General features: G+C 63.0%; 16 protein-coding genes. 7 read left to right on the top strand and 9 right to left on the bottom strand.

The features are described from left to right. Positions 1–52 precede the first annotated feature (52 nt). The 4 genes from cobA to cbiB are packed head-to-tail and all read left to right on the top strand — an operon-like array spanning position 53 to position 4,234. The gene (gene cobA, locus ACZ25R_RS09540; protein WP_472460822.1) at positions 53–922 is read left to right on the top strand and encodes a uroporphyrinogen-III C-methyltransferase; all 870 of its coding nucleotides are present in this window, start codon (positions 53–55) and stop codon (positions 920–922) included. After that, positions 919–2,217: a cobyrinate a,c-diamide synthase gene (locus tag ACZ25R_RS09545; protein ID WP_472460823.1), complete on the top strand. Its 1,299-nt coding sequence runs from the start codon at positions 919–921 to the stop codon at positions 2,215–2,217. The genes cobA and ACZ25R_RS09545 overlap by 4 nt, the downstream gene beginning before the upstream one ends. After that, positions 2,217–3,227 carry a threonine-phosphate decarboxylase CobD gene (gene cobD / locus ACZ25R_RS09550; protein WP_472462465.1) on the top strand — a complete coding sequence of 337 codons (1,011 nt, stop codon included), beginning with the start codon at positions 2,217–2,219 and terminating at the stop codon, positions 3,225–3,227. Before ACZ25R_RS09545 ends, cobD begins: the two co-directional genes overlap by 1 nt. A 29-nt stretch (positions 3,228–3,256) precedes the next feature. Continuing rightward, positions 3,257–4,234, top strand: coding sequence for an adenosylcobinamide-phosphate synthase CbiB (gene cbiB / locus ACZ25R_RS09555; RefSeq protein WP_472460824.1), 978 nt, complete (start codon positions 3,257–3,259; stop codon positions 4,232–4,234). Here cbiB and ACZ25R_RS09560 read toward each other — a convergent pair. The 5 genes from ACZ25R_RS09560 to ACZ25R_RS09580 form a co-directional block, all read right to left on the bottom strand. After that, complete coding sequence (locus tag ACZ25R_RS09560) at positions 4,231–5,859, bottom strand: ABC transporter ATP-binding protein (RefSeq protein WP_464661132.1); 1,629 nt, start codon at positions 5,857–5,859, stop codon at positions 4,231–4,233. The two genes, cbiB and ACZ25R_RS09560, sit on opposite strands and share 4 nt — an antisense overlap. Continuing rightward, complete coding sequence (locus ACZ25R_RS09565) at positions 5,856–6,713, bottom strand: ABC transporter permease (RefSeq protein ID WP_472460825.1); 858 nt, start codon at positions 6,711–6,713, stop codon at positions 5,856–5,858. The genes ACZ25R_RS09560 and ACZ25R_RS09565 overlap by 4 nt, the downstream gene beginning before the upstream one ends. Next, positions 6,710–7,657, bottom strand: a complete 948-nt coding sequence (locus tag ACZ25R_RS09570; protein WP_472460826.1) for an ABC transporter permease — start codon at positions 7,655–7,657, stop codon at positions 6,710–6,712. The genes ACZ25R_RS09565 and ACZ25R_RS09570 overlap by 4 nt, the downstream gene beginning before the upstream one ends. A gap of 28 nt (positions 7,658–7,685) precedes the next feature. After that, entirely contained in the window at positions 7,686–9,170 is a 1,485-nt protein-coding gene (locus ACZ25R_RS09575; protein WP_472460827.1) for an ABC transporter substrate-binding protein, read from the bottom strand. A 69-nt stretch (positions 9,171–9,239) separates the two neighbouring features. Beyond that, a complete protein-coding gene (locus ACZ25R_RS09580) occupies positions 9,240–10,511 on the bottom strand; it encodes an acetylornithine deacetylase/succinyl-diaminopimelate desuccinylase family protein (protein WP_472460828.1) in 1,272 nt (423 codons plus the stop codon). Between the two features lie 154 nt (positions 10,512–10,665). On the opposite strand from ACZ25R_RS09580, the gene ACZ25R_RS09585 reads away from it, so the two are divergent. The 3 genes from ACZ25R_RS09585 to ACZ25R_RS09595 are packed head-to-tail and all read left to right on the top strand — an operon-like array spanning position 10,666 to position 15,223. After that, positions 10,666–13,518 (top strand): molybdopterin oxidoreductase family protein, encoded by a 2,853-nt coding sequence (locus tag ACZ25R_RS09585; RefSeq protein WP_472460829.1) that lies wholly within the window; start codon positions 10,666–10,668, stop codon positions 13,516–13,518. Next, the gene (locus tag ACZ25R_RS09590; RefSeq protein ID WP_472460830.1) at positions 13,515–14,282 is read left to right on the top strand and encodes a 4Fe-4S dicluster domain-containing protein; all 768 of its coding nucleotides are present in this window, start codon (positions 13,515–13,517) and stop codon (positions 14,280–14,282) included. Before ACZ25R_RS09585 ends, ACZ25R_RS09590 begins: the two co-directional genes overlap by 4 nt. Before the next feature lie 38 nt (positions 14,283–14,320). Beyond that, positions 14,321–15,223: a dimethyl sulfoxide reductase anchor subunit family protein gene (locus ACZ25R_RS09595; protein WP_472460831.1), complete on the top strand. Its 903-nt coding sequence runs from the start codon at positions 14,321–14,323 to the stop codon at positions 15,221–15,223. 27 nt (positions 15,224–15,250) lie between these two features. Here the strand turns inward: ACZ25R_RS09595 and ACZ25R_RS09600 are convergent, their stop codons facing one another. From ACZ25R_RS09600 to ACZ25R_RS09615, 4 genes are read right to left on the bottom strand one after another with little or no spacing between them, the layout of a single operon-like run. Further along, a complete protein-coding gene (locus ACZ25R_RS09600) occupies positions 15,251–16,183 on the bottom strand; it encodes a lipid A biosynthesis lauroyl acyltransferase (protein ID WP_288192545.1) in 933 nt (310 codons plus the stop codon). 7 nt (positions 16,184–16,190) lie between these two features. After that, complete coding sequence (locus tag ACZ25R_RS09605; protein WP_105732330.1) at positions 16,191–17,219, bottom strand: zinc-binding dehydrogenase; 1,029 nt, start codon at positions 17,217–17,219, stop codon at positions 16,191–16,193. A 28-nt stretch (positions 17,220–17,247) separates the two neighbouring features. After that, positions 17,248–18,525: a beta-ketoacyl-ACP synthase gene (locus tag ACZ25R_RS09610; RefSeq protein WP_346305476.1), complete on the bottom strand. Its 1,278-nt coding sequence runs from the start codon at positions 18,523–18,525 to the stop codon at positions 17,248–17,250. A gap of 11 nt (positions 18,526–18,536) precedes the next feature. Then, the gene (locus tag ACZ25R_RS09615) at positions 18,537–19,721 is read right to left on the bottom strand and encodes a beta-ketoacyl-ACP synthase (protein WP_472460832.1); all 1,185 of its coding nucleotides are present in this window, start codon (positions 19,719–19,721) and stop codon (positions 18,537–18,539) included. Positions 19,722–19,791: the final 70 nt, after the last annotated feature.

A 19,791-nucleotide genomic window follows, 5' to 3' on the forward strand; every position in this document is an offset into this window, starting at 1 on the left:
AGTTGCATGATTTTTCCGATAAGTTCATGCTTGCGATGCGGAAAATTATGCTATGCGCGATGCAACAGATACGGGGAGCGCGATGAGCGCAGTGACGTCAAAATTGCCGAAGTTCGAAACGGGTCATGTCTGGCTTGTCGGGGCCGGGCCGGGTGATCCCGGGCTCTTGACGCTGCATGCGGTCAATGCGCTCGAACAGGCCGATGCCATTGTCTATGACGCGCTGGTCAACGAGGAATGCCTTTCCTTTGCCCGGGCGGACGCGGAACTCGAATATGCCGGAAAGCGCGGCGGCAAGCCTTCGCCGCAGCAGCGCGATATCTCATTGCGTCTGGTGGAACTGGCCAAGGCCGGCAAGCGGGTGTTGCGCCTGAAGGGCGGTGATCCCTTCGTCTTCGGCCGGGGCGGCGAGGAAGCGCTGACGCTGGTCGAACACGGCATTCCCTTCCGAATCGTGCCGGGAATCACCGCCGGTATCGGCGGGCTCGCCTATGCGGGCATTCCGGTGACCCACCGCGAGACCAACCAGAGCGTGACCTTCCTGACCGGCCACGACGCAACCGGCCTCATTCCCGATACGATGGACTGGGCGAGCATCGCCAAGGGTTCCTCCGTCATCGTCATGTACATGGCGATGAAGCATATCGGCGTCATCGCCGCCAAGCTGATGGCGGCGGGCCGCGCGAAGGACGAACCCATGGCCTTTGTCTGCAATGCCACGACGGGCGCGCAGACAGTGCTGGAAACAACCCTTGTGCAGGCCGAGAACGCTGTGGAACAGGCGGGACTGCGCCCGCCCGCCATCGTTGTCATCGGCGAGGTGGTGCGCCTGCGCAATGCGCTCGACTGGCTGGGGGCGCTGGACGGGCGTGTGCTGCAGGTCGATCCGCTGGGAACACGCCGCGAAAAGGATGCGGGATGAAGGGCTTTGTCATCGCCGCCCCGGCATCGGGAAGCGGCAAGACCACGGTAACGCTGGGTTTGCTGCGCGCGCTGCGCGATGACGGCGTGAAAATCGCGCCGGCCAAGGCGGGTCCCGACTATATCGATCCGGCCTATCACAGCGTGGCCAGCGGTGTGCCCTGCATCAATCTTGATCCCTGGGCCATGCGGCCCGACCTGATCAGCGCCCTGGCATCGCGTCATGCGGAAGGCGGCAAGACGCTGGTGGTCGAGGGCATGATGGGGCTTTTCGACGGTGCGCTGGACGGCAAGGGATCCGCTGCCGATCTCGCCGTGCGTCTGTCGCTGCCGGTCATTCTGGTGCTCGACTGCGCAAAGCAGTCGCATTCGATTGCCGCCGTGGTCAGCGGCTTCCGGGATTTCCGCCGCACGCTGATGATCGCCGGGCTGGTGCTCAACCGCGTCGGCAGCGCCCGGCACGAGGCCATGCTGCGCGCCGCGTTGCAGCCGGTCGGCATTCCGGTTCTCGGCGCCATTGCGCGCGACCCGAGGCTGCATCTGCCGGAGCGTCACCTCGGGCTGGTGCAGGCGGGGGAGCATTGCGCGCTCGATGCGTTCATGGCCCATGCGGGTGAGGTCATGGGGAGGCAGATCGACCTTGCCGCGCTGCAGCAGATCGCCGGGCGTCTGGGTCCCGTCGCCTCCATGGCCAATATTGCGCGCGTGCCGCCGCTCGGCCAGCACATTGCCGTGGCGCGCGACAATGCCTTTGCCTTTTCCTACCTGCATCTGCTCGATGGCTGGCGCCGCCGCGGTGCGCAGATCAGTTTCTTTTCGCCGCTGAACGACGAAACCCCGGCAGCGGACAGCGATGCGGTCTATCTGCCCGGCGGCTATCCCGAACTTTATGCGGAACAGCTGGCTGCGGCTGCCAATTTTACCGCCGGTATCCGCCAGGCGGCGCAGCGCGGCATCCCGGTCTACGGGGAATGCGGCGGCTACATGGTGCTGGGCGAAAGCATCGAGGATGCCGCCGGAAAAGCCCATGGCATGCTCGGCCTGCTGCCGCTGCAGACCAGCTTTGCCGAGCGCCGGATGCATCTGGGCTACCGGCGGATCGAGCCGCTGGCCGCTTCGCCGTTTCCGTTTCCCTTCACCGCGCATGAATTCCACTATGCCAGCATTGTGCGCGAAGGGGACGCCGCGCGGCTGTTTCGCGTCCGCGATGCGCTGGGCGAGGATCTGGGCGAGGCGGGCCTGCGGGTCGGCTCGGTATCGGGTTCCTACATGCACATGATCGATATGGCCGGATGATGCAGATTGAGCATGGCGGCGCGCTTGATCGTGCCATAAGCCGGTTTGGCGGGCGGCGCGAAGACTGGATCGACCTGTCCACCGGCATCAACCCGGAGGTCTTTCCGCTGCCGTCCATTCATCCGGACGCGTGGAACCGTTTGCCCGATGAAAACCTGCTGGCAGCGGCGCTCGGGGCAGCCCGTGTTTACTACGGCGCCTCGGCGGGTGCAGGCATTGCCGCGGCGCCGGGCACGCAGGCGCTGATCCAGATCATGCCGGATCTGACGGATCGCGGCGAGGTAGCGATCGTCGGTCCGACCTATCAGGAACACCAGTCCTCGTTCGAGCGCGCAGGCTGGATGGTGACACCGTGCGCCGACGTCTCCGGCATTCCGCATTCCGCCAAGGTCGCCGTCATCGTCAATCCCAACAATCCGGATGGCCGCATTGTTGCGAAGGACACGCTGATTGCGCTTGCCGGGGCATTGCAGGCGCGCGGCGGTTTCCTGATCGTCGATGAAGCCTTTGCCGACCCGCATCCCGAAACGAGCATTGCCGCGCAGTGCGGGCGCGATGGCCTGATCGTGCTCAAATCCTTCGGCAAGTTCTTCGGCCTTGCCGGCCTGCGGCTCGGTTTTGCCCTGACCAGCCCGCCGCTTGCGGCGAAGCTGACGGAGCGCATGGGGCCGTGGGCCGTCTCCGGTCCGGCGCTGGCGATTGCCCGGCACGCCTTTGCCGACGCGTCAGCGCTTGCCGCTTTCAGCGCCCGGCTGACCCGGCGGCGCAAGGTCCTCTCGGCGGTTTTTTCGGGGGTCGGCCTGAAGGAAATCGCCGGTACCGATCTGTTTGCGCTGGTCGAGCACGGGCGCGCCCATGCCCTGTTCGAGGCCTTGTGCGCGCAGCACGTGCTGGTGCGCAAATTCGCCTATGCGCCGCAGTGGTTGCGCTTTGGCCTGCCACTGGATGAGAATGACGCAGAGACATTCCGGCAGCGTGCCGTTATAGCCATGGACGCTGTGCGAAGCTGAGATTTTGAATCAACGGGATCGAATCATCCATGGAAATCAACCTTTTGATTCTGTTTCTTGCCCTCCTGGCGGACCGTTATGTCGGCGATCCCGACTGGCTGTGGCAGCGGGTGCCGCATCCCGTCGTGCTGTTCGGCAACGCCATCGCCTTCATCGACAAGCGTTTCAACAGGGCTGGATATACCGAGGCGGAAAAGCGCCGCAACGGTTTTCTTTCCATGCTCGTCCTCCTGCTTGCCGCCGCTGGTATCGGCGTGCTGATCCATTGGGCGCTGACGATGATTCCGCCGTTCGGCGGGCTGATCGAAGCCCTGATCGTCGCGGTATTCCTGGCACAGAAGAGCCTGGGCGAGCACGTCGCACGGGTTGCCGATGCGCTGCGCAATGACGGGCTGGTGGGTGCGCGCCGCGCCGTGTCGATGATTGTCGGGCGCGATCCGCAGGTGCTCGACGAGGCGGCCATCACGCGCGCTGCGATTGAAAGCCTTGCCGAAAACACGTCAGACGGGATCATTGCCCCGGCCTTCTGGTTTGCGCTGCTCGGCCTGCCGGGGCTTCTCGCCTACAAGATGCTGAACACGGCGGATTCGATGATCGGCCATCTCAATGACCGGCATCGCGACTTTGGCCGGTTCGCCGCCAAGCTGGATGATGTCGCCAACTGGATTCCGGCACGCCTGACCGGATTGCTGATCGCCGCGGCCGCGTGGATCGTGCATGGCGGAAAAGCCGCAGCCCGTTCGTTCGACGTGATGATGCGCGATGCGCGGCTGCATCGCTCGCCCAATGCCGGTTGGCCAGAGGCGGCCATGGCCGGGGCCATCGATGTCGCGCTTGCCGGACCGCGCATCTACGGCGGCGTGGTTGCCAACGAGCCGATGCTCAACGGATCAGGCCATCGCGATGCCGGTGCCGCGCACATCGATGCGGCGCTGCGCGTCTACAGCGCCGCGACAGCGCTTTTCATGGGCGTGCTGCTGGTCCTGTTTTTCCTTGGACTGTTTTAGCCCTGTTCGGTGATCCGGCGGGCGAGGGCCTTGTGCAGGTCGGGTGAGGCGCGGACCAGTGCCCGGCCGGCTTCCGACAGCGGCTGGCGCAGGATTTCCTCGGTCTTGCCGCGCTCGACAATCTTGCCCTCGGACATCACCATGACCGTATCGGTAATGGCCCGCGCCACGGCAAGATCGTGGGTGATGAACAGATAGGCGATGCCCAGCCGGTCGTTGAGGTCGGCGAAGAGATCGAGAATCTGCGCGCGGATCGACACGTCGAGAGCGGATACCGGCTCGTCGGCGACGATGAGTTTCGGCTCGGTGATGATGGCGCGGGCAATGGCGAGCCGCTGCCGCTGGCCGCCGGAAAACTCGTGCGGATATTTGTCCTTGTCGGCGCGCGGGATGCCGACTCGCTCCAGCGCGCGGTGCACCCGGTCGCGCCGCTCGCCGTCGGACAATTCACGGTCGAGCAGATAGAGCGGCTCCGCGATCAGACGCTCGGCCTTGTGGCGCGGATTGAAGGAGCCGTAGGGGTCCTGAAACACCACCTGCATGTTGCGCCGCACCGGGCGCAGATCGTCCGGCGTCAGCTTGTCGATGCGTCGCCCGGCGAAATGAATCTGGCCGTCGGTCGGCCGGTCAAGCGCCAGAACCATGCGGGCGAGGGTGGACTTGCCGCAGCCGGACCGCCCGACAAGGGCCGTGGACTGCCCCGGCTTGATATCGAAGGTGACGTCGTCCACCGCCCGGAAATCCGGATCGCGGCCGAACAGTCCCTTGCGGCGGCCCGGATAGGTGCGCGTGAGGTTGCGGATCGCCAGCAACGGGCCATCCGGGGTTGCCAGGGTGAGGTGATGCGCCGTGCGCTCCGGTACATGCATCGAGGCCTGTGCCAGCTGGCGCGTGTAGGGATGCGTCTGCTCGCTCAGGATCTGCGTGGTTTCGCCGGTGTCCATGACCTCGCCATGCCGCAGCACGGTGATCGAATGGGCCATGCCCGCGACCACGGCGAGGTCGTGGCTGATCAGCAGCAGACCCATCCGTTCCTCGTCGACGAGGCTCTGCAGGAGGTCGAGAATCTGCGCCTGCAGGACGACGTCGAGCGCGGTGGTGGGTTCGTCGGCAATCAGCAGGCGCGGTTTGAGTGCGCAGGCAATGGCGATCACCACGCGCTGGCGCTGGCCGCCGGACAGTTCGTGCGGATAGCGGCTGAGCGGGAATTGGGTTGAGGGAAGACCGACACGATCCAGAATAGCACGCGTCTGTTCCTCGGCGATGGCGCGGGTTGCGCCGGTGTGCAGCCTGATGCCTTCGGCCACCTGTTCGCCGATTGTCTTGACCGGGTTGAGGGCGGTCATCGGCTCCTGAAACACCATGCCGATCTCGTTGCCGCGCAGGCGGCACATCTCCGCTTCGCTGGCTGTGAGCAGATCCTTGCCGCCGAAGTTGATTTGCCCGCCGGTCCGCGCGCCGCCCGGCAGCAGCTTCATGATGCTCAGCGCCGTCATGGATTTGCCCGAACCGGATTCGCCGACAAGCGCGCGGATTTCGCCTGTCCTCACCGAAAGGTCGATGCCTTTCAGGGCTTCGAACGCGCCGATGCGCAGGGTCAGCTTGCTGATTTCAAGTAGGTTCATGACCGCTCCCGCCGCATTTTCGGGTCGAGAACATCGCGCAGGCCATCGCCGAGAAGATTGAGCCCGAGCACGGTGATGACGATGGCGAGGCCGGGATAGAGCGCCATGTGCGGCGCCAGGCCGATCATGGTCTGCGCCTCGAACAGCATCCGCCCCCAGCTCGGCATGGGCGGCTGCGAGCCGAGGCCGACATAGGACAGGCCCGCTTCCGCCAGAATGCCGAGGGAGAACTGGATGGTGCCCTGCACCACAAGAATGTTCATCATGTTGGGCAGGATGTGCTCGACGGTGATGAGCAGGCTGCTCTTGCCCGCTGCGCGGGCAGCCAGAATATATTCGCGCGGCCACAGCGACAGCGCCGCACCACGGGCGACGCGGGCGAAGACCGGAATGTTGAAGATACCGATGGCGATGATGGCGTTGATCGCGCCGGGGCCGAACACGGCCGTGATCATGACGGCAGAGAGGAGGGCCGGAAAGGCGAAGACGAGATCGTTGAAGCGCATCAGGGCTTCATCGATCATGCCGCCGCGGGCCGCTGCCCACAGGCCGAGCGGCACGCCGATGCCTGCGCCGATGACGACGGAGACAAAGGCAACGGCGATGGAATTGCGGCTGCCGACCATGATCATCGACAGGATATCGCGGCCGAAATGGTCCGTGCCGAGCCAATGGGCCGAGGACGACGGTTTCAGCTTGCCGAGAATGTCGAAGGAGCCGACGGCATAGGGTGTCCAGACGAAGGACAGCGCCGCCATCAATGCCAGCAGGACCGTGATCGTCAGGCCGATGACGAAGGACCGGTTGGAAAAGGCCTTCGAGATGTTGGCCTGCCATTCCGTGGGCGCGCTCATGAGCGGCCCCGCAGGCGTGGATCGACCAGCGCATAGGAGAGATCGACCAGAAGATTGACGACGATGACGGTGGCGACCAGCAGCATGACGACGCCCTGGACCACGATGAGATCGCGCTGGGTGATCGCCTGGAACACCAGACGGCCGAGGCCGGGCAGATAGAAGACATTCTCGATGATGATCGTACCGGCCAGCAGAAAGGCGAACTGCAGGCCGAGAATGGTCAGAACCGGGATCAGGGCGTTGCGCAGGGCGTGCCGGTACAGCACCTTGCGGCGGGTCAGGCCCTTGGCCCGCGCCGTGCGGATGTAATCCTCGCCAAGCACGTCGAGCAGCGCGGAACGGGTGACGCGGGCAAGGATGGCGGCCTGCGGCAGGCCAAGCGCGATGGAGGGCAGGATCAGTGATTTGAACCCGGCCCAGACACCGGCATTCCAGCCGGGAAAGCCACCGGCGGGAACGAGGCGCAGGCTGACGGCGAAAACATAGACCAGCAGCAGCGCGAACCAGAAATTGGGAATGGCAACGCCGACCTGCGCAATCGCCATCGTGCCGCTGTCAGCCATCGTGCCGCGCCGCGACGCGGAAAACAGGCCGACGGGAATGGCAATGATTGTCGACAGGAACAGCGAAATCAGCGCCAGCGGCAGGGAAACGGCGATGCGTTCGGTGATGAGGTTCAGGACGGGAACCGAATAGGTATAGGATTTGCCGAAATCGCCGACGAGGAGCCCGCCGATCCAGCTGGCATAGCGGACGAGCAGGGGCTGGTCGAGCCCCATCTGCTGCTGCAAGGCCCGCACGGCTTCCTCGGTGGCGTTCATGCCGAGCATCAGCCGCGCCGGATCGCCCGGCACGACGTCCAGCACGATGAACACGACGACGGAAGCGGCCAGCAGCGTCAGGATGCCGATCAGAATCCGCTTCGACACGTAGTTCAGCATGGAAGTACTGATGTGGTTTTTTGATGGATCATTCCGCCCATTTCACTGCCGTCAGGTCATTGGCCGGGATGGGGCCGTTTTCCCACAGTCCTTCGATCTTGGCATCCCAGATGCCGGTTTTCGGCAGCTGGAAAAGAAAGGCGACCGGGGCGTCGGCAGCCAGAATTTTTTGCGCCTGCTGGTAGAGTTCGGTGCGCTTGGCCGTATCGGAGGTCGCCTCGATCTGCTTGATCACCTCGCGGAAGGCCGGGCTGGTGTAGTTGAAATAGTAATTGTCGCGGGCGAAGATGTTGAGGTCGTTCGGCTCGGTGTGCGACACGATGGTCATGTCGTAATCCCTGCCTTTGAACACTTGCTCCAGCCACTGCGCCCATTCCACCGGAATGATTTCCGCTTCGATGCCGATTTCGCGCAATTCCGCGGCAATGATCTCGCCGCCGCGGCGGGCATAGACGGGAGGCGGCAGTTTCAGCGTGGTCTTGAAGCCGTCGGGATGACCGGCCTCCGCCAGCAGTTTCTTTGACAGTGCCGGATCGTAGGCGGACTCGGCCGTCAGGTCGATATAGGCGGGATGGTGCGGCGGGAAAAACGAGCCGATGGGCGTTCCCAGGCCGAACATGGCGCCGTCGATCAGGGTCTTGCGGTCGATGGCGTGGCCGATCGCCTGCCGGACCTTGAGATTGTCGAAGGGCGGCTTCTGGTTGTTCATGCCAAGGACGGTCTCGCCCTCCGTGGTGCCGATGACCACCTTGAAGCGCGGATCGGCCTGGAACTGCGGCACGGCCTCATAACTCGGGAACACAGGGAACGCCTGCACGTCGCCGGCAAGCAGCGCTGCCGTTGCGGCGGCCGGATCGGGGATGATGCGGAACGTCGCCTTGTCAAGGGCAGCGGGTGTGCCCCAGTAGGCGGGGTTTTTCGAAATGACGATCTGCGAGCCCTTGGCCCAGGTATCGAACTTGAAAGGCCCGGTGCCGACGGGCTTTTCCTTGTTGGTATCGGCGCTTTCCGGCGCGACGATGACTGCGGCGGCCCAACCCATATTGTAGAGGAAATCGCCATTGGGCTGTTTGAGCGTGACCTTGACGGTCAGCGGATCGACGACCTCCACCGTGTCGATGGCCGCGAACAGCGGCTTTTGCGGGTTGACGGATTTTTCATCGCGCGCCCGGTCGAGCGAGAATTTGACATCCTGAGCGTCAAAGGCCGTGCCATCGTGAAATTTCACGTCCTTGTGCAGCTTGAAGGTGTAGATCTTGCCGTCGTCCGACACGGTCCAGCTCTCGGCGAGGGCGGGCAGAACCGCGCCCTTGGCATTGATGCGTGTCAGCCCCTCGAACACATTGGCGTAGACCACTTCACCAATCGCCGTGGCTGCACCGGCGGTCGGATCGAGGTGCGGCGGTTCCAGGACGACGCCCAGCACGAGGTCGGTTTTGGCGGCAAGGGATGCGGTGGCGGAAAGCAGGACAAGCGCGCTGGCCGCAAGGGCCGACTTCCAGAATTTGTTCATTCAACGTCTCCCAAGGACTTTGCCGTAAACCCCGTGCAGATCAGCACATTTTTGTTTTGAGAACCATGCCTAGATTGAGCCGGACAGCAGAACTTTCAGGCCGAGCGCCATGACCTTTGCCGACTCGACCATGTCCTCGATGCCCACATATTCGTCGGGCCGGTGGGCGAGGTCGAGAATACCCGGCCCGTAGGCGATACAGTCATGCAGCAGGCCGATGCGGGCGATGTGCTTCTGGTCATAGGTGCCCGGCGAAATGACATATTCCGGCTCCTTGCCGAAGACGTCGCGGATGCCCTGCGCCACGGCGGTGACCACGGGCGCATCGCGCTCGGTCATCAATGGCTGCACCTCCATGATGTCGCGGATGTTGTAGTGGAATTTCGGCCGCTCCCATTGCAGCCGGTCGAGGATCGACGTCACCTCGCGCTTCACCTCGGCCAGGTCTTCCTCAAGCAGGAAACGCCGGTCGATGGTCAGGCGGCAGGAATCCGGCACATTGGGCGAGGGCAGGCCGGAGTAATCATCGGTCTGGCCGCCATGGATGGAGTTGATGTTCATGGTGGAGCGTTTTGCGCCCTCGGGCACCACGGGCATGCGGGTCTGCTTCCTGTCGAGCGCCGGAAACAGTTCCTTTTCGAAGGCGTCGAGAATCGCGCCCATGTGGCGCACGGCGCAATCGCCGAGAAACGGCATGGAGCCATGGGCAATCTCGCCCTTGGTCTCGATCTCGGCCCACCAGACGCCGCGATGGCCGAGGCAGATGCGGTCCTTGTTCAGCGGCTCGGGAATGATGACGTGGTCGACGCGCGGTTTTGAGAAAAAGCCCTTGCTGGCGAGATAGGCGACGCCGCCGAAACCGCCGGATTCCTCGTCCACCGTGCCTGAAATCTCGATGGAACCGGCAAAGTCGGGGTAGACTTCAAGAAAGGCCTCGGCGGCGATGATCGAAGCGGCAAGCCCGCCCTTCATGTCGCAGGCGCCGCGCCCGTAGACTTTCCCGTCTTTTACCACGCCCTCGAACGGATCGACTGTCCAGCCTTCGCCCGCATCGACCACGTCGATATGCGAATTGAAATGCACGGTCTGGCCATGTGTCCGGCCGTCAAAGCGCGCGACGATATTGGTGCGCGGATAGCGGTCCGTATCGCCGGGTGTGCCTTCGCCGCGAATCAGCTGGGTCTCGAAACCGCTCTTCTTCAACCGTTGCGCGATAAATTCGGCGCAGGGCGTATAGGCTTCACCCGGCGGATTGACCGTGGGAAAGCGTATGAGATCACGGGTCAGCGCGACAAGATCGTCACGGCGTTTTTCAATGGCACGGGAGAGTTTTTCATCCATTGGTATATCAAATCAGGCCATGTCCTGATTTGGCAAGTAGCAACTTGTTGCAATCACAAATGCCGTTTTCCTTGTGCAATGTCGCTTGTGTGTTTGGTGGATTGGAATTGTTCTTATAAAACAGGGATTCTGTGACAAGCGAGGCAATCACCCCATGCAAACCGAACCGTACATTGCCCTGTCGGCGCCGGTGGGTGACACAATCGCCAAGACAACCTGCTACATGTGCGCCTGCCGCTGCGGCATCAATGTGCATCTGAAGGACGGCAAGGTCCGCTATATCGAAGGCAACCGCGATCACCCGATCAACAAGGGGGTGCTGTGCGCCAAGGGTTCGGCCGGAATCATGCAGCATTATTCGCCGGCGCGGCTGCGGGCGCCGCTGTTGCGGACCGGCCCGCGCGGATCGGGCGAATTCAAGGAAATCAGCTGGGAGGAGGCGCTGTCGCTTGCCGTCGACTGGCTGCAGCCGATTCGTCAGACCGCGCCGCAGAAGCTGGCCTTCTTCACCGGCCGCGACCAGTCGCAGGCCCTGACCAGTTTCTGGGCGCAGAATTTCGGCACGCCCAACTACGCCGCCCATGGCGGGTTCTGTTCGGTCAATATGGCGGCGGCGGGCATCTACACGATCGGTGGCGCGTTCTGGGAATTCGGGGCGCCCGACTGGGACAAGACAAAGCTGTTCGTGCTGTTCGGCGTGGCCGAGGATCATGATTCCAACCCGATCAAGATGGGTATTTCCAAGCTGAAACAGAACGGCGCGCGGTTCGTTTCGGTCAACCCGGTGCGCACGGGCTATTCCGCGGTGGCCGACAATTGGATCGGGATCCGTCCCGGTACGGACGGGCTGCTGATCCTGGCGATCATTCATGAACTGTTCCGCAACGGCCAGATCGATCTCGATTATCTCCAACGCTACACCAATGCGCCGTGGCTGGTGATTGACGACGAGGGCAAGGAGGATCACGGACTGTTCCTGCGTGACGATCTTGGCAAGGCGCTGGTACGCGACCGCAAGACGGGTGCGCTGGTGCGTTTTGACGAGCCGGGACATGTTGCCGATCTCAACGCCGATTTCACCACGGATGACGGCCGCAAGGTGCGCAGCGTCCTGCGGCTGATGGCGGAAAAGTACCTTGATCCGCAATATGCGCCCGATGCCGTCGCTGCTGAAACTGGCGTATCGGCAGCCACCATTCGCGGCCTTGCGGCGGAAATCGCGCGGGTGGCGTTCGAGGAGGAGATCATCCTCGAGCAGCCATGGACCGACATGAAGGGTGAGCAGCACGAGGTCATGATCGGCCGCCCGGTGACTTTTCATGCCATGCGCGGCATCTCGGCCCATTCCAACGGCTTTCAGTCGGCGCGGGCGCTGCATGTGCTGCAGACGATCATCGGCTCCATCGATTGCCCCGGCGGCTATCGTTACAAGCCGCCCTATCCGAAACCGGCCACGGCACATCCGCGCCCGCACGGCCGGGCGGAACATGTGACGCCGGGCAAGCCGCTGGCCGGGCCGCATCTCGGCTATCCCCTTGGGCCGGAAGACCTGCTGGTCGATGCGGATGGCAAGCCGCAGCGCATCGACAAGGCCTTTTCGTGGGAAGCGCCGCTGTCCGCGCATGGCATGATGCATATGGTGATCGCCAATGCCCATGCGGGCGATCCCTATCCGGTGGACGTGCTGTTCCTCTACATGGCGAACATGGCGTGGAATTCGTCGATGAACACGCGCGGCACCATCAAAATGCTGGAAGCACGCGACGAGGCGACGGGTGAGTACAAAATTCCGAAGATCATCTATTCCGACGCCTATTCCTCGGAGATGGTCGCCTATGCCGATCTGGTGCTGCCCGACACGACCTATCTTGAGCGGCACGACTGCATCTCGCTGCTCGACCGGCCGATTTCCGAGCCGGAAGCCGCCTGCGATGCCATCCGCTGGCCGGTGCTGGAGCCTGACCGCGATGTGCGCGGTTTCCAGTCGGTGCTGATCGATCTCGGTGCGCGGCTGAAATTGCCGGGTTTCGTCAATGAACAGGGCGGCGCGCTCTACAAGGATTACGCCGACTACATCGTCAATCACCAACGCAAGCCGGGCATCGGTCCGCTGTCGGGCTGGCGCGATGCGGATGGGGCGGGCGAGGGGCGCGGAACGCCGAACCCGGACCAGCTGAAGAACTATATCGGCAACGGCGCTTTCTGGATGAAGCACATCCCGGAGGAGGCGCTGTATTTCAAGCACCACAATGCCGCCTACCAGCAGTTCGCCATCGATACCGGCTTTTTCGATACGCCGCAGCCGGTGACGATTCAGCTCTATGTGGAGACGCTGCAAAAATTCCGCCTGTCGGCGCTGGGCACCCGCAAGCCGGTTGCGCCGGAACAATACCGGGAGAGGCTGCTCGAATGCTTCGATCCGCTGCCCCTGTGGTACCGGCCGTTCGAGGAACAGGGTGTCGATACCGAGGCTTTCCCGTACCACGCGATCACGCAGCGCCCCATGGCGATGTATCACTCCTGGGGCTCGCAGAATGCCTGGCTGCGGCAGATCCACACCAAGAACTCGCTCTATGTGCCCGGCGGCATTTGCGACGAACTGGGGCTGAAGGATGGTGACTGGGTGTGGGTAACGTCGCATCATGGCCGCATCAAATGTGAGATCGCGCGCACCGAGGCGGTGAACGGCAGGACCATGTGGACCTGGAATGCCATCGGCAAGCGCAGCGGCGCCTGGGCGCTCGACAAGAATGCGCCGGAGGCGACCAAGGGCTTTCTGCTCAACCATCTCATCCATGAACTGCTGCCGTCGAAAGCCGATGGCATGCGCTGGTCGAATTCCGATCCGATTACCGGGCAGGCGGCCTGGTACGATTTGCGCGTGCGCATCGAGAAGGCGGAGGCGGGTGAGGCGGTGAGCGAGCCGCATTTTTCAACGCTGCACCGGCCCGGCAGCCAGCCGGAACCGGTGGACCAGCTACGTTACGGACAGGAGTGGACGGCATGACCAGCCTGCCGCAAACCCGCAGTGCCAAGAAGCTTGGCCTTGTCATTGATCTCGATGTCTGTGTCGGCTGCCATGCCTGCGTCATCAGCTGCAAGGAATGGAACACCGGCGCTTATGGCAATGCGCTGTCGGACCAGCATCCCTATGGCGACGATGTTTCCGGCACCTTTCTTAACCGCATTCACAGCTTTGAGGTGGTGCCGGACGGCGGACAGGTGATCGGCGAGGCGGGCGATGCGCGAGTGGTGCATTTTCCGAAATCCTGCCTACATTGCGAAGATGCGCCCTGCGTCACCGTCTGTCCGACCGGTGCCTCCTACAAACGCGCCGAGGATGGCATCGTGCTTGTCGACGAGGACAAGTGCATCGGCTGCGGTCTGTGTGCCTGGTCCTGCGCCTATGGGGCACGCGAGATGGACCTGGCGGCAGGTGTCATGAAGAAATGCACGCTGTGCGTCGACCGCATCTACAATGAAACCCTGCAGCAGGAGGACCGGGTGCCGTCCTGCGTGCGCACGTGCCCGGCCAATGCCCGCCATTACGGCGATCTCGGCGATCCTACATCCGAGGTGTCGGTGATGGTGGCGGAACGGGGCGGTTTTGACCTGATGCCGGAGCAGGAGACGCGGCCGACCAACAAATATCTGCCGCCACGCGCCCGCACATCGTTGGCCAGCGCCGCGCCGATGATCCCTTTGGCTGAAAACACTGACGGCGCGCGCGGCTTCTTTGCCTGGCTCGACAAAACGCTGGACCGGATTTGAACATGCATTTGTTTTTTGACACCCCGAGGATGCGCTGAATGCATCCGGCCTATTCGATCATCATCTTCACCACGCTGTCGGGCCTTGGCTATGGCCTTGCGGTCATGCTGGGGCTGGGGTTCCTCGACCCGTCGGCAGTGCCGACCAAGATTGCCTATCTCGCAGCCCTCGCGCTGATCAGCATCGGGCTCCTGGCATCGCTCCTGCATCTCGGCAACCCGCAGCGGGCATGGCGGGCGCTGAGCCAATGGCGGTCAAGCTGGCTGTCGCGCGAAGGCGTGATGGCGATTGCCACCTTCGTTCCGCTGACGTCGAATGCCGCTCTGTGTCTGTTCATGAACCGGCAGGATGGCATTCTCGGCCTGATCACGGTGCTCGGTGCGCTGATCACGGTCTATTGCACCTCGATGATCTATGCATCGCTGAAAACCGTGGAATCCTGGCACACCCGGCTGACACCGCTCTGCTTCATCCTGTTTTCCCTGGCGGGCGGGGCGCTGCTGGCGGCTTTTTTCGCTGGGCCGCGCGGATTACCGCTGCAACTCCTGGCATTGCTGCTTCTGCTATTGGCACTTGTGGCAAAGATGGTCTGGCGCACGCGGGCAAGGACGCTGGTTCCGCAGTCGACGCCGGAAAGCGCCACCGGGTTGGGCGGTATCGGCAAAGTGCGGCTGCTCGAACGCCCGCATGCGCTGGACAATTATCTCACCCGGGAAATGGGATTTCGCGTTGCGCGCAAACACGCTGAAAAACTCTGGGCCATCGCCTTTGTCAGCGGCATTCTGCTGCCGGTTTTGGCGCTGCTGACGGCAATGGCCGTTGGCGGTGTGCCTGGCCTGTTTCTGATGGTCTTTGCTGTTCTTGCGCACCTGCTCGGGCTGTTTGTTGAGCGCTGGCTGTTTTTCGCCGAGGCGAAACACGCGGTGATGAATTATTACTGATGGGTGCGAGCGGCGGGGGCCGTCCGCTTAGGCGTTCCAGCGCTTGTGGAACCACATCCATTGGCCGGGATATTCCCGCACCCAGGTCTCGACTTTGTCATTGACCAGCTGAACCGTGCGGGCGATATCGACCGCGCCGGTTTCATCGCGCGGCAGTTCCATCTTCTCTTCCAGTTCCAGCCGGAAACGGCCGCCGGGCAGGCGGACGCAGCGCGCCGGGTAGACATCGCAATCATACTGCCGTGCCAGCTTGGCCAGAAGCGGATTGGTCTTGCAGGGGCGGTTGAAGAAGGTCGAGGCAACACCGCGGTGGAATTTCTGGTCGACCAGCATGCCGACATTGCCGTTGGTGTTGAGAACGCTGGCCAGCGACCAGGCGGCACCGGCCTTGGACGGCACGAGGTGGCCCATATTGGTGCGGCGCGCGCTGAGGATTTTCTTCGCGACATAGGGATTGTTCGGCGGGCGGAACAGCGCGGTGACGTTGAGATCGAACGTCGCGGCGCAGATCGGCAGCAGTTCGAAATTGCCGGAATGGGCCGTGAAGAAGATATGCGGACGGTCGCTCTCGTCGCGGATGCGTTCAAAGATTTCGCGGCCCTGCACTTCGATCAGGCCCGGCGTGTCGCTGTGCGGGTCATAATCGAAGATTGCATCGAGAAAGACATATTCCGCGGTGAGGCGGGCCATGCTGCTCCACATGTCGCGGGCGATCAGCTGCAGTTCTTCTTCGGATTTTTCCGGATAGGCCATGCGCAGATTGGTCATGGCGACGCGATGACGCCCCATCAGCGGGCCTATGCGGCGTGCCGAAGCATCGATGAAATTCGTTGCCGCCTTTGCCGGCAGCAGCCGCAGGAGGAACAGCACGCCGAAAATCGCATGCGCCGACAGCCAGTAGTTGAATGTCTTCAACTTCTGGCCCCAGCGGAACAGGGCAAGTTTGAATTTCAGATTCATGCGCGGCTCAGTTGACGCGCAGGATGATCTTGCCGAAGACGTCCCGGCCTTCCATCCGCTTCAATGCCGTATCGATGTCGTCGAAACCGACTTCCGTGTCGATGACCGGATGGACCAGACCGCGCGCCATCTTCTGCATGGCATCGGCCATGTTTTCCATGCGGCAGCCGAAGGAGCCGAGCAGCTTCAGCTGCTGCTGGAACAGCATCATCAGGTTCATGCTGGTGGAAACGCCCGAAGTCGAGCCGCAGGTGACGAGCCTTCCGCCGCGCCGCAGCGACAGCATGGACCCGGCCCAGGTATCGGCACCGACATGTTCGAAGACGACGTCAACGCCCTTCTTCTTGGTCAGCTTGCGCACCACGCCTTCAAAGCGGTCTTCGCGGTAGTTGATGACATGATCGGCGCCGAGCGCCTTGGCCCTTTCGATCTTTTCGTCGGAACCGACGGTGGTGATGACCGTGCAGCCGATTTTTTTGGCCAGCTGGATCGCCGCCGAACCGATGCCGGAACCGCCCGCATGCACGAGAATGGTCTCGCCGGGCTCCAACTTGGCGTTGTCGAACAGCATGTGCTCGACCGTGCCGAACGTGACGGGGGCAACGGCCGCGCCGATCTCGTCGACACCGGGAGGGGCGGGAACCAGCAGGCGGGCCTTGAGGTTCACCTTTTCCTGGGCAAAGCCATCGAGATGGAAGCCGTGTACGCCGGAGACATGCTCGCAGAGATTGTCGCGGCCTTCGCGGCAGGGACGGCACAGTCCGCAGGTCTGCGCACCATAGATCGACACGAGCTGGCCGGGCAGGAGGTTGGCAACGCCGGGGCCGATGGCATCGACCACGCCGGATGCTTCGGCACCGATGGTCAGCGGCATCTTGCGCTTGGCGAAAGCCATGCCGCGCCAGCCCCAGACGTCGATGTGGTTGAGAGCGACAGCCCTGATATTGACCGTTACTTCACCGGGACCGGGCGGGGGCGGGGGTGCAATGTCGACAATCTCGAGCTTGCGGTCTTCGATCAGCTGTAATGCGCGCATATTATCCGTTTTCCTTTTCGGAGAGGGATTAGTGCGGTTCTGCCGTCATGACAAGACACGTATTTTGCCCGCCGAAGCCAAAAGAGCTGGAAAGCACGGCGGAGACGCTGGCTTCACGCTTCACATTGGGCACCACATCGAGCACGATGGCGGGATCCGGATTGTCATAGTTGATCGTCGGCGGGATGGTTCCTGTCCCGATGGTCAGCATCGAGAACACGGCTTCAATCGCACCGGCAGCCGTCAGCGTATGGCCGATCATCGACTTGTTGGACGAGAGCGGCAGCGTGGAAATGCGCTCGCCGAAGACCGTCGAGAGCGCGAGATATTCCATCTTGTCGTTCTCGGGCGTCGAGGTGCCATGCGCGTTGATGTAGTTGATCGCGTCTTCCTTGATACCCGCATCGTCAAGCGCGGCACGCACCGCGCCGATGGCCGGCGAGCCGTCGGGTTTCGACCGGGTGCGGTGGAAATCGTCGGCCTTTTCGCCGCAGCCGCGCATGATGCCGAGAATCTTGGCGCCGCGTGCGACGGCTGATTCCAGCGATTCCATCACCAGCGCGCCGGAGCCTTCGGCCATGACAAAACCATCACGATCCTTCGAGAAGGGTTTTGCCGCCTTGTGGGCCGGATTGTTCTGGGTGGACAGCGCCGACAGCAGGGAGAAGCGGACCAGCGCTTCGGCCGAAACCGAACCGTCCGTGCCGATGGACAGAACCCGGTCGCTTTCACCGCGCCGGATGGCCTCGACGCCGAGCTGAATGGCGGTGGCGCCCGATGCACAGGCGGTCGACAGGGTGATCGGCAGGCCGCGTGTGCCGAACGTGTCGGCAAGGCGCTCGGCGATGTAGCCGAATTCGGTTGTATGGAACATGGCCTCCTGCGTTCCGCGGCGGCAGGCGGCGAGAAGCAGGTCATAGCCCGGCTCGCCCTCGCTCTTCACCAGTGCGTCGAGCGCGAAGCGGTTGCGCCATTCGAGTTCCACTGGCGGCGCGGCGAGGAACAGCGGTCCGCCGAAATTCTCCGTGTCGAAACCGGCCTGCGCGATGGCTTCCTCGGCGGCAAGCGAGGCCAGTTTTTCCGACAGCGCCGACGCGCCTTCGTCGCTCTCCTTGAGGAAATCCACGGTACCGGCGATCTGCGTGCGCAGATTGTCGAGGGCAAAGCGGGTGATGGTGTGAATGCCCGATGTGCCCGAAGTCAGTGCAGCCCAGTTATCCTGCTTGCCCTGTCCGAGCGAGGAGACAACGCCAAGACCGGTGACGGCAACGAGGGGGCGGCCTAGATGGTCAGTATATTTGGACATGTGCCAGTCTCTCAAACTTTGACGAGGCGAGCGACGCCTTCGCCACGGGTTGCGCCGATCGAGGTCGCCAGCGCCGTATCGAGACCGCCGGAAGCGGCCTTTTCATGCTTTGCATCGATGGGCGGGAACGCCGCACCATGAAACAGGCTGAGGGCTGCGAGGCCGACGGCGAGCGGGAATTGTGCTTCGCGCAGATGCCCGATCCTGCCGGCAACGCCGCGCACAGCGGCGGAGGCGAACACATCGAGCGCGGCCTTTTCCGTTGCTGTGATGCCGTGCGCACCGGTTGCGCCGGATACAATCAGCCCGGCGGGCTTGTCGGCGCTGGCCGCGCCCACCAGCTTGGCGATGGTTTCCTTCAGGTCTTCGCGCTTGCGGCGGATCTGCGCGCTGTAGATGCCTTCGATGGCGGCATAGACGCGGGCGCCGCGCTTGGCCGCATGGTCGGCGCTTTCGAGAACAAGGAATGCGCCGCCGGAACCGGTGACAACGCCGCCGCCAGGCGTGCCTTCACGCTGCCAGAGCGGTGCCCAGCCATCGGTCTTCAGCATGCCGTTGAGCTCGTAGCCGAGCAGCATGTCGGGGTGTTCGGAATTGTACGAGCCGCCGACGAGCGCATGCGTGCTCTGGCCGGAGCGGATGCGCGCGGCAGCCGTATCGAGGGCGGAAATGCCGGCGCCTTCTTCGCCCATGAATGTGCGCGACGAGCCGGTCACTTTATGAACGATTGAAATATTGCCGGCGAGCAGGTTGGACAGCTGCGCCAGGAACAGCGTGGGGCGCAGTTCCGTCGTCAGCTTTTCATTGAGCATGGTGCCGAGATCGTTGCGCACGCGCGCTTCGGCCAGAATCTGGGTGTCGACGGTGACATCGCGCTCGCCGCCACCGGCGGCAACGACCATGTCCATGGTCGAGCAGAGCGCTTCGTTGTCCTTGATCCCGGCATCCTGCAGGGCGAGGCCGGCGGCATAGGTTCCCAGGCGCTGCCAGGTCTCCATCTGCCGCTGATCGCCACGCTTCGGGATCTGGTTGTTCCAGTCGACCTCACCGAGCGGGTGAACCGTATAGGGCTTGAACGTCTCGCTATCGACGCGCGGACCGGCGGAACCGTTCAGTGCCTGCCAATGGGCATCGGCGCCTTCACCCAGGGATGAAATCAGTCCGATGCCAGTGATAACGACGGTGTTGTTCTGCATTGTCTCGCAACACCGCTTATACGGTGCACCCGGTTAGGTGGATGGGATCAGTCTAGTGGAACGAAAATGT

It is taken from the genome of Phyllobacterium sp. RCAM01083 (genome assembly GCF_055685835.1).